This window comes from Nocardioides sp. NBC_00163 (assembly GCF_045206295.1).
Taxonomy (GTDB): Bacteria; Actinomycetota; Actinomycetes; order Propionibacteriales; family Nocardioidaceae; genus Nocardioides.
Genome location: NZ_CP108155.1, coordinates 6029538 through 6044328 on the forward strand (window position 1 = coordinate 6029538; position 14791 = coordinate 6044328).

At 70.3% G+C, this 14791-nt stretch carries 11 protein-coding genes and 1 riboswitch; of the genes, 7 read left to right on the forward strand and 4 right to left on the reverse strand.

Annotated elements, in window-relative coordinates; translation table 11 throughout:
- The first annotated feature begins 65 nt into the window (after positions 1-65).
- The 6 genes from gcvH to gcvP all read left to right on the forward strand — a co-directional run bounded on the left by gcvH (position 66) and on the right by gcvP (position 6253).
- Positions 66-452, forward strand: coding sequence for a glycine cleavage system protein GcvH (gene gcvH, locus OG801_RS28765; protein ID WP_355020591.1), 387 nt, complete (start codon positions 66-68; stop codon positions 450-452).
- Between the two features lie 101 nt (positions 453-553).
- Positions 554-1036 carry an FHA domain-containing protein gene (locus tag OG801_RS28770; RefSeq protein ID WP_355020592.1) on the forward strand — a complete coding sequence of 161 codons (483 nt, stop codon included), beginning with the start codon at positions 554-556 and terminating at the stop codon, positions 1034-1036.
- A gap of 3 nt (positions 1037-1039) precedes the next feature.
- Complete coding sequence (locus OG801_RS28775; RefSeq protein ID WP_350658248.1) at positions 1040-1792, forward strand: MerR family transcriptional regulator; 753 nt, start codon at positions 1040-1042, stop codon at positions 1790-1792.
- A gap of 63 nt (positions 1793-1855) precedes the next feature.
- On the forward strand, positions 1856-2323 hold the full coding sequence (locus OG801_RS28780) for a bifunctional nuclease family protein (protein WP_091042032.1): 468 nt from the start codon (positions 1856-1858) through the stop codon (positions 2321-2323).
- Positions 2324-2499: 176 nt separating this feature from the next.
- Positions 2500-3117 (forward strand): MerR family transcriptional regulator, encoded by a 618-nt coding sequence (locus tag OG801_RS28785; protein WP_355020594.1) that lies wholly within the window; start codon positions 2500-2502, stop codon positions 3115-3117.
- An 82-nt stretch (positions 3118-3199) separates the two neighbouring features.
- Positions 3200-3290: riboswitch (glycine riboswitch) on the forward strand.
- Between the two features lie 59 nt (positions 3291-3349).
- Complete coding sequence (gcvP, locus tag OG801_RS28790; protein WP_406032611.1) at positions 3350-6253, forward strand: aminomethyl-transferring glycine dehydrogenase; 2904 nt, start codon at positions 3350-3352, stop codon at positions 6251-6253.
- A 50-nt stretch (positions 6254-6303) separates the two neighbouring features.
- Here the strand turns inward: gcvP and OG801_RS28795 are convergent, their stop codons facing one another.
- From OG801_RS28795 to pepN, 4 genes are all read right to left on the reverse strand, one after another.
- Complete coding sequence (locus OG801_RS28795; protein WP_406032613.1) at positions 6304-7527, reverse strand: hypothetical protein; 1224 nt, start codon at positions 7525-7527, stop codon at positions 6304-6306.
- Between the two features lie 156 nt (positions 7528-7683).
- Positions 7684-10605, reverse strand: a complete 2922-nt coding sequence (locus OG801_RS28800) for an AAA family ATPase (RefSeq protein WP_406032615.1) — start codon at positions 10603-10605, stop codon at positions 7684-7686.
- A complete protein-coding gene (locus OG801_RS28805; protein WP_406032617.1) occupies positions 10605-11804 on the reverse strand; it encodes an exonuclease SbcCD subunit D in 1200 nt (399 codons plus the stop codon). The genes OG801_RS28800 and OG801_RS28805 overlap by 1 nt, the downstream gene beginning before the upstream one ends.
- Before the next feature lie 61 nt (positions 11805-11865).
- Positions 11866-14316 carry an aminopeptidase N gene (gene pepN / locus OG801_RS28810; RefSeq protein WP_406032619.1) on the reverse strand — a complete coding sequence of 817 codons (2451 nt, stop codon included), beginning with the start codon at positions 14314-14316 and terminating at the stop codon, positions 11866-11868.
- Between the two features lie 37 nt (positions 14317-14353).
- Here pepN and OG801_RS28815 point away from each other — a divergent pair, with 37 nt between their 5' ends.
- Positions 14354-14791: an OsmC family protein gene (locus tag OG801_RS28815; RefSeq protein ID WP_355022066.1), complete on the forward strand. Its 438-nt coding sequence runs from the start codon at positions 14354-14356 to the stop codon at positions 14789-14791.

The following is a 14791-nucleotide window of genomic DNA, read 5'->3' on the forward strand; positions in this document are numbered from 1 at the left end:
TTCGACAACCGGCTCGCGGGACGATCTTCCGCGGCCAGACCAGTACGCCTGATGAGGAGATGGCCGTGTACCCCGAGGACCTGAAGTACACCAGCGAGCACGAGTGGCTGCGCAACCCTGGCGAGACCGAGGGCTCCGTACGGATCGGGATCACCAACTACGCCCAGGACGCCCTCGGCGACATCGTCTACGTGTCGATGCCGGCCGTCGGCGACACGATCAAGTCGGGCGAGAGCTGCGGCGAGCTCGAGTCGACCAAGTCGGTCAGCGACATCTACGCGCCGATCTCCGGCGAGGTCGTCGCGGTCAACGGATCGCTCGACGCCACGCCCGAGCTGGTCAACGACGACCCCTACGGCGGGGGCTGGCTGTTCGAGGTCGCGCCGTCCGATCCTGCCGAGCTGGAGAGCCTCCTCGACGCCGCGGCGTACGAGGCATCACTCGACGCGTAACTCAACCGAACACCTGGGCCGACCTGATAGGTTGCGGATACCATCCCTCAACGTTCACTTGAGGGTAGGTGTCCGGCCCTCGATGAACCTGGAGCTCAAAAATGTCCGTGTGCCCCGCCTGCGGCAGTCAGAACCCCGACGAAGCGCGGTTCTGCTCGCAGTGTGGCGTAAGCCTGACCGGGACCGACCAGACCTCGACGATTCAGCTCGGGGCTGACGCCGACACCTCCGACCGGCTGCTCAGCCCCGTCGAGGCGGCCACGGTCGAGGCCCTGCCGCCAGGCAACGGCATGCTGGTCGTGCAGCGTGGTCCCGGAGCCGGAAGCCGCTTCCTGCTTGACCAGGACACCGTGGTCGCGGGTCGTCACCCGGAGAGCGACATCTTCCTCGACGACGTCACCGTCTCGCGTCGCCACGCGGAGTTCGCGCGCACCGGCGACACCTTCGAGGTCTCCGACGTCGGCAGCCTCAACGGCACCTACGTCAACCGCGACCGGATCGAGAAGGTCGTCCTCAAGGACGGCGACGAGGTCCAGGTCGGGAAGTTCCGGCTCGTCTTCTACGCCGGGCACGAAGGGGCGTAGCCGATGGCCGCCGCCGCGATGCCTGACCCTCAACGGCCGGCTAGCGACTCGGGGGAGCGGCTCAACATCGGGCAGGTCCTGGATCAGCTGCGTCCGGACTTTCCCACGGTCACGATCCCCAAGATCCGATTTCTCGAGGACAAGGGACTGATCAAGCCGGAGCGTACGCCCGCGGGCTACCGCAAGTTCTCTCGCCGCGATGTCGAGCGGCTGCGCTATGTCCTGAGGATGCAGCGCGACCACTACCTGCCGCTCAAGGTCATCGGCGAGCACCTCGACGCGATCGACCGGGGCCTCGAGCCGCCGGCGATCGAGGCGACGGTGCCCACGGTCCCGACGGTGGCCCTGACACCCAGCGGCGCGCCGGGGGCGGAGTCCTTCCGGCGTACGGACAACATGCGGATCTCGCGGCGCGAGCTCCTCAAGGTGGCCGAGGTCGACGACGCGCTGCTGACCGAGCTGGAGAAGATGGCGCTGGTGGTGCCGCTGCGCAGCGGCCACTACGACACCGACGCTCTCGCGATCGCGCGCACGGCCAAGGAGCTGGCCGAGTTCGGCATCGAGCCTCGTCACCTGCGCGGAATGAAGGCCGCCGCCGACCGCGAGGTCGGTCTCATCGAGCAGATCGTGGCGCCGCTGCGGCGCCCCGGGAACGCAGGAGCGCAGGGCCGGGCCGAGGAGATCGGCAGCGAGATCGCCTCCCTGGCGGTCCGTCTGCACGCCACCTTGGTGAAGTCGGGACTGCGCGACCGCTGACTCGGTTCATATCGCCGGTCAACCGGGCTGCTGTCGCGACCCGGAGGCGGGTAGGGTGGATGCATGCGCGAGGTCGATGTGCTCGGAGTCCGAGTGGAGATGCCCTCCAACCAGCCGATCGTGCTGTTGCGCGAGGTTGCGGGTGAGCGATACCTGCCCATCTGGATCGGCGCGGTGGAGGCGACCGCGATCGCTTTCGCCCAGCAGGGCGTGGTGCCGCCGCGGCCGCTGACCCACGACCTGCTCAAGGACGTGCTGGAGGCGACCGGCAACGAGTTGACCGAGGTACAGATCACCTCGGTCACCGACCGTGTCTTCTACGCCAACCTGGTCTTCGCCTCGGGCGTCGAGGTGAGCGCGCGGCCCTCGGACTCGATCGCGCTGGCGCTGCGTACGGGGACCAAGATCGTGGTCTCCGACGAGGTCCTCGACGAGGCGGGGCTCGCTGTCCCGGCCGAGCAGGAGGACGAGATCGAGAAGTTCCGGGAGTTCCTCGACGAGATCACGCCCGAGGACTTCGAGTCCCATTGACCGGAAACCCTCAGGTTCAACCTGAGGGTTAGGCCCGGCGACACGCCGGAGGGGTTCTTTGACCAGGGCCCTTGCGACGCTTACCTTGTAGTTGTCTCTGTTGTAACTCCAACGATGTGGTCCCCCCGCCGCAGCCGTTCATTCCCCGAGTGGAGTTACGCACAACGGAGTAGACGATGGAGGACATCGTGTTCGACCACGAACAGAAGCCCGGCCACGGCGCCGACGACGCGCAACGCGCGGCGGAGCAGGCTGACGAGCAGGGCCTTCTCTTCACCGACGATGTCTCGACCCTGCCCAGCGACACCGGTTACCGCGGCCCGACGGCCTGCAACGCGGCCGGGATCAGCTACCGCCAGCTCGACTACTGGGCCCGCACCGGGCTCGTCGAGCCGAGTGTGCGCGGGGCCACCGGCTCCGGCACCCAGCGGCTCTACTCCTTCCGCGACATCCTGATCCTCAAGGTCATCAAGCGACTCCTCGACGCAGGCATCTCGCTGCAGCAGATCCGCGCTGCCGTGCAGCACCTGCGTGAGCGGGGCACCGACGACCTGACCCGCGTGACCCTGATGAGCGACGGCGCCTCGGTCTACGAGTGCACCAGCAACGACGAGGTCATCGACCTGCTCCAGGGCGGGCAGGGCGTCTTCGGCATCGCCATCGGTGGCGTGTGGCGCGAGATCGAGGGCACCCTCTCCGAGCTCCCCAGCGAGCGTGCGGCCGACGACGGCGAGCAGGTCGCCCCCATGTCTGACGAGCTCTCCGCCCGCCGCGCGGCGCGCAACGCCGGGTGAAGTAAACCTCACGTAACACTCGACCCCGAGACCCCGCTGAGGCGGGGGCTCGGGGTCGAGTCGTTTATGCTGGTGGTGCTGACCATCCCGCACGGGAGAGCTCCTCTCGAAGGGGCGCCGAAGGGGCAATTCCTCCCCGGAAACTCTCAGGCATCCACGACTGTGCGGACCAGGCAACTCTGAAGCGGCGCAGGTGCGGTGACAGAGGGGGAGGGCGTACGAGTTGTCTTAGATGCCCTCAGGAGCCCTTGTGTCCGACACGCCCACTCTGTCCGAGCTCGACGCCGCCTCCCCGTTCGTGGAGCGCCACGTCGGACTCTCGGCCGCCGACGAGGCGACCATGCTCGCGCGGCTCGGGTACGACTCGGTAGCAGCGATGATGGACGCCGCCGTCCCGGCCGGGATCCGCTCGGTCGAGTCGCTGGACCTGCCGGCCGCGCTGAGCGAGGCGCAGGTCGCGTCGCTGGCGCGGGAGATCGCCGCCTCCAACAAGCCCGGCGAGGCGATGATCGGGCTCGGCTACCACGCCACCGTGACACCGCCGGTGATCCGTCGCAACGTGCTCGAGGACCCGAGCTGGTACACCGCCTACACGCCCTACCAGCCCGAGATCTCCCAGGGCCGCCTCGAGGCGCTCATCAACTTCCAGACCATGGTCGGCGACCTGACCGGCCTCCCGGTCGCCAACTCCTCGCTCCTGGACGAGGGCACCGCGGCCGCCGAGGCGCTGGCGCTGGTCCACCGGGCCAACCGCAAGGTCTCCCAGAAAAACGGCGGGGCTCCGTTCGTCATCGACGCCGACGCCCTGCCGCAGTCGATCGAGGTCGTGAAGGTGCGCGCCGAGGCGATGGGCCTCGAGGTCGTCGTGGCCGACCTCTCGCAGGGTCTGCCCGAGGGTGACGCGATCGGCGTGCTGGTGCAGTACCCCGGCGCCTCCGGTCGCGTGCCCGACCTCAAGCCGGTCATCGACGCGGCGCATGAGCGGGGTGCGCTGGCCGTCGTGGCCGCGGACCTGCTCGCTCTCACCGTCCTGGAGGCGCCCGGCACCCTCGGCGCCGACGTCGTCGTCGGCTCGACGCAGCGCTTCGGCATCCCGCTCTTCTACGGCGGCCCGCACGCCGGCTACATGGCCGTCCACGAGGGGATCGAGCGGCACCTGCCCGGTCGTCTCGTCGGCGTCTCCGTCGATGCCGAGGGGCGGCCTGCGTACCGTCTCGCTCTTCAGACCCGCGAGCAGCACATCCGCCGGGAGAAGGCGACCTCCAACATCTGCACCGCGCAGGTGCTGCTGGCCGTCGGCGCTTCCATGTACGCCGTCTACCACGGCCCCGCCGGGCTGCGGACGATCGCGACCCGCACCCACCGCTACGCCGCCGTCCTGGCCGCCGCGCTCAAGTCGGCCGGGCTCCCGCTGGTCTCGGAGACGTTCTTCGACACGCTGGGTGTCACCGTCCCCGGCAGGGCGGCCGATGTCGTCACCGCGGCGCGTCGTTTCGGCGTACATCTTCGTCTCGTGGACGCCGACACCGTCGGCATCTCGACCTCGGAGGCGACCACCCGCTCGACCCTGTCGGCCGTGCTCAACGCCTTCGGTGTCTCGGGTGCGGACCTGGACGAGATCGACCGCACCACGGCCAGCGCGCTGCCCGACGGCCTGCTGCGCACCACCGACTACCTCACCCACGAGGTCTTCAACGCGCACCACAGCGAGACCCAGATGCTGCGCTACCTGCACAAGCTGGCGGCGCGCGACTACGCGCTCGACAAGGGCATGATCCCGCTCGGCTCGTGCACGATGAAGCTCAACGCGACCACCGAGATGGAGCCGATCTCTCTGCCCGGCTTCGCCGACCTGCACCCGTTCGTGCCCGCCGAGGACGCCGCCGGCTACACGCGTCTGGTCGGGGAGCTCGAGGGGTGGCTGGCCGAGGTCACCGGCTACGACGAGGTCTCCATCCAGCCCAACGCCGGCTCGCAGGGTGAGTTCGCCGGCCTGATGGCGATCCGCGGCTACCTGGACGCCCAGGGCCAGGGTCACCGCAAGATCTGCCTGATGCCTTCCTCCGCGCACGGCACCAATGCCGCGTCGGCCGTGATGGCCGGGATGAAGGTCGAGGTCGTGAAGTCGTCCGAGGACGGCACCGTCGACCTCGACGACCTGCGGGCGAAGCTCGACGCCCACGGCGAGAACGTCGCCGCGATCATGGTGACCTACCCCTCGACCCACGGGGTCTACGAGGAGGGCATCACCGAGGTCTGCTCGCTGGTGCACGAGGCCGGCGGCCAGGTCTACATCGACGGCGCCAACTTCAACGCGCTCCTGGGCTACGCCAAGCCCGGCGAGTTCGGCGGCGACGTCTCCCACCTCAACCTGCACAAGACCTTCTGCATCCCGCACGGCGGTGGCGGCCCGGGCGTCGGTCCGGTCGCGGTCCGCTCCCACCTGGCGCCCTACCTGCCCTCGCACTCCCTGCACCCGGACACCTCGAAGCGCTCGGGCATCGGCGCCATCTCGGCGGCTCCGTACGGCTCGGCCGGCATCCTGCCGATCTCGTGGGCGTACGTCCGGCTCATGGGCGCCGAGGGTCTGACCCGGGCGACGTCCGCCGCGGTGCTGTCGGCCAACTATGTGGCCTCGCGCCTCAACGAGCACTTCCCGGTCCTCTACCGCGGCGAGACCGGCCTGGTCGCGCACGAGTGCATCCTCGACCTGCGGCCGATCACGAAGGAGACCGGTGTCAGCGTCGACGACGTCGCCAAGCGGCTCATCGACTACGGCTTCCACGCCCCGACGATGTCCTTCCCGGTCGCCGGCACGCTCATGGTCGAGCCCACCGAGTCCGAGGACCTCGGCGAGCTGGACCGGTTCATCGACGCGATGATCGCGATCAAGGGCGAGATCGACCGGGTCGCCTCGGGTGAGTGGACCGCCGAGACCTCGGTCCTGCGCGGTGCCCCGCACACCTCCCGCGCCCTCGTCGGCGACTGGGACCGGGCCTACTCACGCGAGGAGGCCGTCTTCCCGCGCGGCATCGACCCCGACAAGTACTGGCCCCCGGTGGCCCGCATCGACAACACCTACGGCGACCGCAACCTGGTTTGCTCCTGCCCGCCCGTGGAGTCCTTCGCCGAGTGACCTCCCGCCGAGTCGGCGCGTCATGACGCGCCGACTCGGCGAGGTTTTGGTCAGCTGAGGGTCATGATGGGCTCTCCGTTGGCGTTGAGCCCGGTGCCGTGGGTGCACGTGCCGGACCTCGGCGCGCCACCGTTATAGGCCTGGCGCAGGCAGTTGCGCAGAGCGAGCTGGCCCCAGTAGTTCGGGTGCAGACTCTCCTGGATGTAGTAGTTGCCGCTCGTGGTGGAGACGGTGCGGATCTGGTTGACCCACTCGGTCTTGTCGACCGCGCCGGAGGCCCGCCAGCTCGACAGCCCCTTCTCCTCGAGAAGGCCCACGGTGTTCTCGCACAGACGGCGGCCGGCGAACGCACCGGAGACGTTGAGCGTCTTGATGTTGGTCAGTCCGGAGTCGGTCGCCGCACCCGAGATCGCGTTGTTGATCGTCGGCAGGATCGTGGTGTACGCGTAGTCGGTGTCCGCGTTCCAGAAGCCGCACCCGCCGGTGTTCTGGCGGGAGTAGCCGGACTCGCTGTAGCGGTAGCCCGACGAGGTCGCCAGCGGCGAGGGAACGTTCTGGACGATCAGTGTCCACCCGTTGTCTGCGTAGCCCGCGTTGCGCATGGCGGTGCGTACGTTCTGGAAGGCGGTGGCGATCCGGGCCCGCACCGCGGCGACGTTACCGGCCGCCATCGCGTTGGTGACGACAGAGTCGTCCTTGCAGTAGTCCTTGTACCAGGACGGCGAGGTCAGGAAGTTCTGGACGCACTGGGTGACGATGGCGGCGAAGTTGAAGTCGTTGCCGCCGATGCCGATCGTCACCGCCTTGACGTTGTGGGTCGCCGCGAAGCTCTGCAGCATGAGGGCCTGGCCCTGGTTGCCGCCGCTGGCGTAGAAGTCGATGCCGGGCTTGAAGTAGCCCTCGGGGGTCGTGGTCGTGGCGACCTTCGCGCCCGAGCAGGCCAGATTCAGCCCGCTCACGCCACCGCCGATGTACGCCTCAGCGGCAGTGCTGCGGTGGCACCGGTTGATCGTCTCGGCGGTGTGGGTGGCGTTGTCGAAGTACGTCGCACTGCCGCCCGCGTCGATGAGCGACTCGCCGGAGTTGCTGTTGCCGGCCCAGCGGCCGGCTTCTCCGGAGACGTAGCTGTCACCGACGGTGACCATCCACGGCGTGCCGCTACCGGGGCCGTCGGCGTGTGCGGGCGAGGCCATCAACGATGTTGCCGAGAGCAGGGACGCGGGTAGGAGAAGGGTCGCGGCGACCTTGGCGACACGGGTGGTGAGACGTGGCACGGAAACCTCCGGTTGGTCTGGGACGGCCTTCCGCGGTGCGGAGCCGCCTCAGGCTAGTGACGTACGTCACGCCAGGGAATGGCTCGGAAGTAATACCTGTCGACCCGAAGGTTAATTCTTCGGCGATGCCCTCGAGCGACCCGAGTTCTTCCGGTGTCAGGTGCCGAGGACCTGAAGGGTGGAGCCCTCGCGGCCCTTGGCCACCGCGAGCTGGGTGGGGATGCGCTCGCGCATCTCGGTCACGTGGCTGACCACGCCGATGATGCGGCCGCCCTCGCGGAGGGTGTCGAGTACGTCGAGTACGTCATCGAGGGTGTCGGCGTCGAGGGAGCCGAAGCCCTCGTCGACGAAGAGGGTGTCGAGCATCTGGCCTCCGGCCTCGTTCATGATCACGTCGGCCAGGCCCAGCGCGAGGGCGAGGGAGACCACGAAGGTCTCGCCGCCGGACAGGGTCGCGGGGTCCCTCGACTCGCCGGACCAGTCGTCGCGGACCATCAGCGCCAGGCCGCCGCGGCGGTCGCCGGCGCCCTTGGCCGCGGAGTGCTCCAGGGCATAGCGCTGGTCGCTCATCTTCGCCAGCCTCTCGTTGGCGGCGGCGACGACCTGGGTGAGGCGGTAGGCGACGACATAGGCCGACAGACTCATCTGGAGCTGGTTGTCGCTGCTCTTCCCCTCGGCGAAGGAGGCGATCCGGGCGGCGACCTCGAGGTCGTCGCGTACGGGCGCCCAGGCCGAGAGCGCGCGGGTCAGATCGCGCTGCAGGGAGTCGAGGCGGGCGGCCCGAGTAGCGGCGGTGTCGGCCGCAGAGCGGGCGGCGTCGGCGGCGTCGGCGGCCTTGCGGTGGGCGGTGGTGAGTGCGGGCAGGTCCGGCTCCTCGGTGGCCAGGATCTCGGCGGCGCCGGGGGAGTCGAGGGTCGCTCGGGCGGCAGCCAGGCTGTCGGCGTACGCCTTGATCTGGCTGTTCAGCGCCGCGACCCGCTCCGGTGGGAGCGCGGCTGCGAGGGCACTCTCGGGGGTGTCGAAGCCGGACCGGACCGCGGTAGCGGTGAGCGTGCGCTCGGCCCCGGCGAGCGCTTCAGCGGCGCGGGCGGCGGCCTCGAGGCGCTCGAGGCTCGTGGTCGCCGCGCGGTGGTCGCGCTCGAACACGGTGAGCACGGAGTCGAGATCAGGGTGGTCGCCGCGGACGTCGGTCAGCTGCTCCGCCAGACGCTCGCGTTCCTCGGTGAGGTGACGCAAAGTGGTCTCGAGCTCGGCTGCTCGGGTCTCCAGCTCGGCACGGAGCGTCGCCGAGCGGGCCCGGGTCTCCTCAGCGGCGGTGAGCTCGGCGCGCAGCCTCGGCTCACGGGCAGCAGTACGCTCCAGACCGGCCAGACGCTCGCCCATCGACGCGGCCGCCTCGTCGGTCTCCCCAGCAGCCTCCTGGGCGAGCTGGAGACGGGTGGTGAGGTCGCGCACGTGCTGGTCGCGGGCGTGCTCCTCGGCGCTGGCGTTGTCGTAGGTCGCCTGGGCGGCCTTCTCGGCAGCCGCGTCGGGGGCGCCGTCGGCGGGGGAGGCCTTGTGGGGGTGCTCGTGCGAACCGCAGACCGGGCAGTCCGCACCGACCGCGAGCGCGCCGGCGAGCTCGGCCGCGATGCCGTCCAGCCGGGCCTGGCGTACGTCGAGATAGTGGGTCCGCGCCTCCATGGCGGCTGTCCTGGCCGACTCGTGCCTGGCTCGGGCGTCGACGAGCTCCCGGGTCAGCCGGCCGACCTCGGTGACGGCGGCGACCTGAGCGCGCAGCATCGGGATCGCCGCGGCCGCCTCGGTGGCAGCCACCAGGTCGGCGGTGAGCGCCTCGGCCTGCTGCGGCAGCTCCTCGGCGAGCCGGGTCTGCTCGCGGGTCTGGGTGAGGAGCCGGTCGCGCTGGGTGCCGGTGGTCGCGAGCTCGCGGGTGACCTCGCTGAGACGGCGCTGGACCGGCACCAGGGCGCGGGCCTGGGCGAGACGCGCCGAGATCCGGTCGACGGCCGCCTTGGCGTCGGTCAGGGTCAGGTCGCTCGGGGCGAGCGAGGTCGTCCTGGCGTGCTCGCGCCGCGCCTGGTCGGCGAGCTCGCTGACCCCGGCCACGGCCTCGGCCCGCTGGGCGGCCTCGACGCGGCGTACGCGCTCCTCCTGCTCCTCGGCCGCGGCGACGAGACGGCTCTCGGCCGCGGCGGCGGCCCGGAGGCCGCGCTGCTTCTCGGCCATCGCCCGGGCGGCGTCGAGGGCGGCGAGGGTCTCCGACTCCGCGGCCAGGGCCTCCATCGCGGCGCCTGAGGTGGCCGCCTGCGCCTCGGTGGCCTCCTCGGCCAGCGCGCGGGCCCAGGTGGCGATCGCGCCGTCGCCGGCGGGGAGGCCGAGGTCGTGGACGTCCCAGTCGTCGGGGAGCGTGACGGCCGCGGTCTCGCTGATCCGGCTGACCACCTCGGCGACGCCGGCGTTGAGCTCCTCGGAGCGCCGCCGGAGCTCGATGCGGCGCTCACGCAGCCAGCGCTCGACATCGGCGAAGCGCTCGGTGCGGAAGAGCCGCTCGAGCAGCCGTTTGCGCTCCTCGGCGCTGGAGCGGAGGAAGGCCTGGAAGCGGCCCTGGGGAAGCATCGCGACCTGCACGAACTGGGTCAGCGTCATGCCGAGGAGGTCCGAGACCAGGTGGCCGGCCTCGTCCAGGCGGGTGGTCAGGGTGCGCCACTCCTCGCCGACCTGCTCCATGAGCACGACGGAGGCCTGCTGGGTCGTGGTGCCGGCGCCGCGCCGCTTGGGCCGCTCCCAGGACGGGGAGCGGGTGATCCGGAAGCGTCGCTGGGCGAGCGTCGCCTCGAGGACGACCCGCGTCGCGACCTCGGCCGGGGCCCGGTCGCTGCGCAGCCGCTTCGCGACCGAGCGGTCACCGGGGACGTCGCCGTAGAGGGCGAAGCAGACCGCGTCCAGGACGCTCGTCTTGCCGGCTCCGGTGGCGCCGGAGAGCAGGAAGAGCCCCGCCTCGGAGAGCTGGTCGAAGTCGACGCTCACCGTGCCCGTGAACGGGCCGAACGCGGCGACTTCCAGGTGGTGAAGGCGCATCAGAAGAGCACCTCGAGCCACTCCTCTTCCTCGGCGACGTCGGAGCGCGAGTCGAGCGAGTCGACCTCGGGGTCCTCGCAGCAGGCGTCCACGGCGGTCTGCAGGAGCGTCAGCTCGGCCTTGGCTGCGGGCTCGCCGCGGAGCTCGGCCACGAACTCGGTGACCAGGTCGATGTCGCGCCGCGGCCGGGACGGGTCGGGCTGCGACAGGGCGCCGAGGACCGGTGCGGTCGACTCGAACCCCAGCACGAGGGTGTGCGGGAACCGCCGGCGCAGCCGCTCCATGGCCTGGGCCGGGCGGATCCGGTCGGTCAGGGTGATCTGGAGCCACGACTGCTCGTGGACCTCGTGGCGGGGGTCGCTCAGGAGCTCCTCGAGCGTGCCTCGCAGCCGGGCGAGGTTGCGCGGGACCGGCGCCTCCACGAACTCGCTGGCGACGAAGCCGGACTCGTCGAGATCGATGAGCCATGACCCCTTGAGGTGGTTGGCCTCGGAGAAGGAGTAGGCCAGCGGGGAGCCGCTGTAGCGCACCGTGTCGGTGATCGTGTGGCGGCCGTGGAGGTGGCCGAGGGCGGCGTAGGAGATGTCCTCGAAGAGACTGGCGGGCACCATCGAGACACCACCGACAGAGATGTCGCGCTCGGAGTCGGAGGGCTCCGCGCCGGTGACGAAGGCGTGGGCCATCACCACGCTGCGGCCGCCCCGGCCAGCGAGGTCGGCGCGGACCCGCCGCATCGCCTCGCCGAGCGCCGCCTGGTGGGAGCGCGACTCCAGCCCCCAGGACGCCCTGGCCGCGTCGGGATCGAGGTAGGGGAGACCGTAGAAGGCCACCTCGCCGTGCTCGTCGGGGAGCATCACCGGGCGGCCTACACCGGCCAGGTCGGTGCGGATGAAGATGCCAGCGGCGTCGATCAGCTCGGAGCCGAACCCCAGGCGTTGGGCCGAGTCGTGGTTGCCGCTGGTGATGACGACCTTCGCCCGCGAGGCGGCCAGCCGCGAGAGCGCCTCCGAGGCCAGCCGCACCGCGTCGACCTGCGGAAGCGCACGGTCGTAGACATCCCCGGATACGCACACCACGTCGACGGATCCCTGCTCCACCACGGAGAGGAGATGGTCGACGTACGCCGCCTGGTGCCCGAGCATGCCCTCCCGGTGGAAGGACCGGCCCAGGTGCCAGTCGGAGGTGTGCAGGATCCGCATGAAACGAAAACTATCGGTGAGCACGGACAGTCTTGCCCCCGACTCACCGCCGGAGCGTCGGCTACGCGGGATAGGTCACCTTGATCGCCAGCTGCCGCTGCAGGTTGTCGGCCGCGTCAGCGACCCGGCGGCGTACGCCCGGGTCGAGATCCAGCTCGATGACCGCCCGAGCGGCAGCGAGGGTCTCCTCGGTGACCGAGCCGCTCGGGAAGAACGCCTCGGCGGCCTCGGCGAGGCTCCAGCCCGAGCGCTTCTCGGCGGTGGCGGGAAGCTCGGCGAAGTAGCGCTCGACATAGCCCGCGGTGAGCTCGGCCGGACCGGTCCAGAACGCCCGCCCGGCAGCGAGGATGTCGTAGTTGGGCAGGTCGGTCTCGCCGGTGAACACCGACCAGCCGTACACCTTCGCCTCCGCGTCGGGGATGCTGACCAGGGCGCCGTTGAGATGGATGCGGGCCTCGTTGGCGGGCTCGGCGTCATAGGCAGCCTGCAGCTCCGTACGATCCGCGAGACCGTTCTCGGCGAGCTTGGCCAGGATGCGCCAGCGCAGGTCGAGGTCGGTCTCGATCCCGGCCGGGGGAGTGGCCAGCCATTCCCGCAGCAGCGACTCGGACGACGCCGAGCGGATCGCCGCGCGGTAGGACGACAGCTGCAGCTCGGAGCCGGGAGTGACCTCGGCGAGCTTGCGGAGGGCGGCCTCGTGGAGCCGCTCGCGCGCCCCCGCGGGTGCCAGCGGCACCACCGAGCCGAAGAGCCACGGCATGGTGCGCCGCGGGGTGTCCTCGAGGTCCTCGACCGGCAGCGACGCCTCGGCGATGTCGATGACGTCGGCCGGGTCGACCGCGGCGTTGAACCAGGCGCTGCGCAGGTTGTTCCACACGCCCGCGCGCAGACCGTCGTCGGTGATCGAGGCGATCGCGCCCTTGAGCGCCTGCACCGTCTCCCAGTCGGGGATGGCCGAGGCCCAGGTGTCGTCGTAGGGGTCGAGCACGACGGCGTTGGCAGCCACCTGGAGCGGCGTCTGGTCGCCGCTCACCGTGATGTCCTCGGTGGTCCACCGGGTGCCGTTGAGGATCGCCGCGCGGAAGGTGTGGGAGCGGTCGGCGGGGTGCAGCGAGGGAGCGGTGCGGTTGACGACCATCTTGGCCGGGTCCCACGAGAGCGTGTCCGGGCCGGCTTTGAGCAGCCACTGGGAGGTGAAGGTGTCCAGGTCGAACTCGACCCCCGCCTCGGCCGCGGCGGCATCCCAGGAGGCGAACAGGTCGTGCATCGTCGCGTTGCCGAACCGGTGCCGGTTGAAGTGGTCGATCGCGCCCGCAAAAAAGACGTCGTCGCCCAGCGACGCGGCGAGCTGACGCAGGATCGCCGAGCCCTTGGAGTAGGAGATCCCGTCGAAGTTCTGCAGCGCCGAGACGGCGTCCTCGGCGCCGTTGCCGGCGACCGAGTGCGTCGAGCCGCGCTGGTCGGCGGTCAGGCCCCACTGGCGGCGGGCGTAGGACATGTCGGCCCAGGCGTCGGCGTACTCCGTGACCTCGGCGGTCACCCGGTTGCCCATGTATTCGGCGAACGACTCGTTGAGCCACAGGTCGTCCCACCACTGCGGCGTGACCAGGTCGCCGAACCACTGGTGAGCCATCTCGTGGGCGACCGTGGTGGCCCGCTGGATCCGCATGCCACGGGTCACGCGCGAGGTGAAGACGAGCGGGTCCCGGAAGGTCACGCAGCCCGGGTTCTCCATCGCGCCCGCGTTGAACTCCGGCACGAACGCCTGGTGGTAGTTGCCGAACGGGTAGCGGATGCCGAAGAGCCGGTGGAACTCGTCGAAGCACTGCTTGGTGATCGTGAAGAGCTCCTCGGCGTCCTTGTCGAGGTCGGCGGCGATGCTCTGCCGCGAGCTCAGCGACAGCGGGATCCCGTCGTGCTCGTCGTGGATCATGTGCCACGGGCCGGCGACGAGCGTGACGAAGTACGTCGACAGCGGCTGGCTCCGCTCGAACTCCCAGGTCCCGGGCGAGGTCTGGGTGCCCGGAGCGTTGCCGATCACGGTCCAGTCGTGCGGAGCGGTCACGTGGAAGGTGTAGGGCGCCTTCAGGTCCGGCTGGTCGAAGCAGGCGAAGATCGTCGGGGCGGCGTCCATGAAGCACATCCCGTAGACGTAGGCCCGTCCGTCGGCCGGGTCGACGCTGCGGTGGAGCCCCTCGCCGTCGTTGCGGAACGGCATGGTGGCCTCGACGACGAGCTCGTTCGGGCCCTCCTGCGTGCTGATCGGGAGACGCCCCTTGGCGAGCGTGCCCGGGTCGATCGAAGCACCGTTGAGGCTGATCTGCTCGACCGAGACCGGCTTCAGGTCGAGGAACGTCGGGCCACCTCTCGAGGTGAACCGGATCGTCGTCACGGAGCCGAACGTCTCCTCGCTGGAGCCGAGATCGAGGCGTACGTCGTAGTCCTCGATCTTCAGCAGGCTGGCACGGGCGGCGGCCTCGTCTCGGCGCAGGGGCAGGCTCTGGGTGCTCACGTCGCACAGGCTAACGGGCGGATGGCACTCTTTCCCCATGACTGACTCTGCTGCAGACCTGCGCTCGGTATCTCTGGAGAAGATCGGCGAGCACCGCTTCCGTGCGACCAACGCGCGTGGCGGCACCGTGGTGATCGGCCACGGCGACGACCCCGACTTCACCCCGGTCGAGCTGCTCCTCGCCGCCCTGGCCGGCTGCAGCGCCCTGGACGTCGACTTCATCACCGGCAAGCGGTCCCCGATGGAGACCTTCGAGGCCCTCGCCGCGGCCCGGAAGATCCGCGACGAGCAGGGCAACCGCCTCGTCGACATCGCGGTCACCTTCGACATCACCTTCCCCGAGGGTGAGGCCGGCGACGCCGCCCGCAAGGTCCTTCCGGACGCGATCAAGAAGTCCGAGACCCGGCTGTGCACCGTCGGCCGCACCGTCGCCGTCGGCACCCCGGTGAGCTACGGAGAGGGCGCCCTCTCCTAG

What these genes read in the sequence shown, in the direction of transcription:
- OG801_RS28770 (WP_355020592.1), top strand. Translation starts at nt 554, where the DNA reads ATGTCCGTGTGCCCCGCCTGCGGCAGTCAGAACCCCGACGAAGCGCGG.
- OG801_RS28775 (WP_350658248.1), top strand. Translation starts at nt 1,040, where the DNA reads ATGGCCGCCGCCGCGATGCCTGACCCTCAACGGCCGGCTAGCGACTCG.
- OG801_RS28780 (WP_091042032.1), top strand. Translation starts at nt 1,856, where the DNA reads ATGCGCGAGGTCGATGTGCTCGGAGTCCGAGTGGAGATGCCCTCCAAC.
- OG801_RS28785 (WP_355020594.1), top strand. Translation starts at nt 2,500, where the DNA reads ATGGAGGACATCGTGTTCGACCACGAACAGAAGCCCGGCCACGGCGCC.
- gcvP (WP_406032611.1), top strand. Translation starts at nt 3,350, where the DNA reads ATGCCCTCAGGAGCCCTTGTGTCCGACACGCCCACTCTGTCCGAGCTC.
- OG801_RS28800 (WP_406032615.1), bottom strand. Translation starts at nt 10,605, where the DNA reads ATGCGCCTTCACCACCTGGAAGTCGCCGCGTTCGGCCCGTTCACGGGC.
- OG801_RS28805 (WP_406032617.1), bottom strand. Translation starts at nt 11,804, where the DNA reads ATGCGGATCCTGCACACCTCCGACTGGCACCTGGGCCGGTCCTTCCAC.
- OG801_RS28815 (WP_355022066.1), top strand. Translation starts at nt 14,354, where the DNA reads ATGACTGACTCTGCTGCAGACCTGCGCTCGGTATCTCTGGAGAAGATC.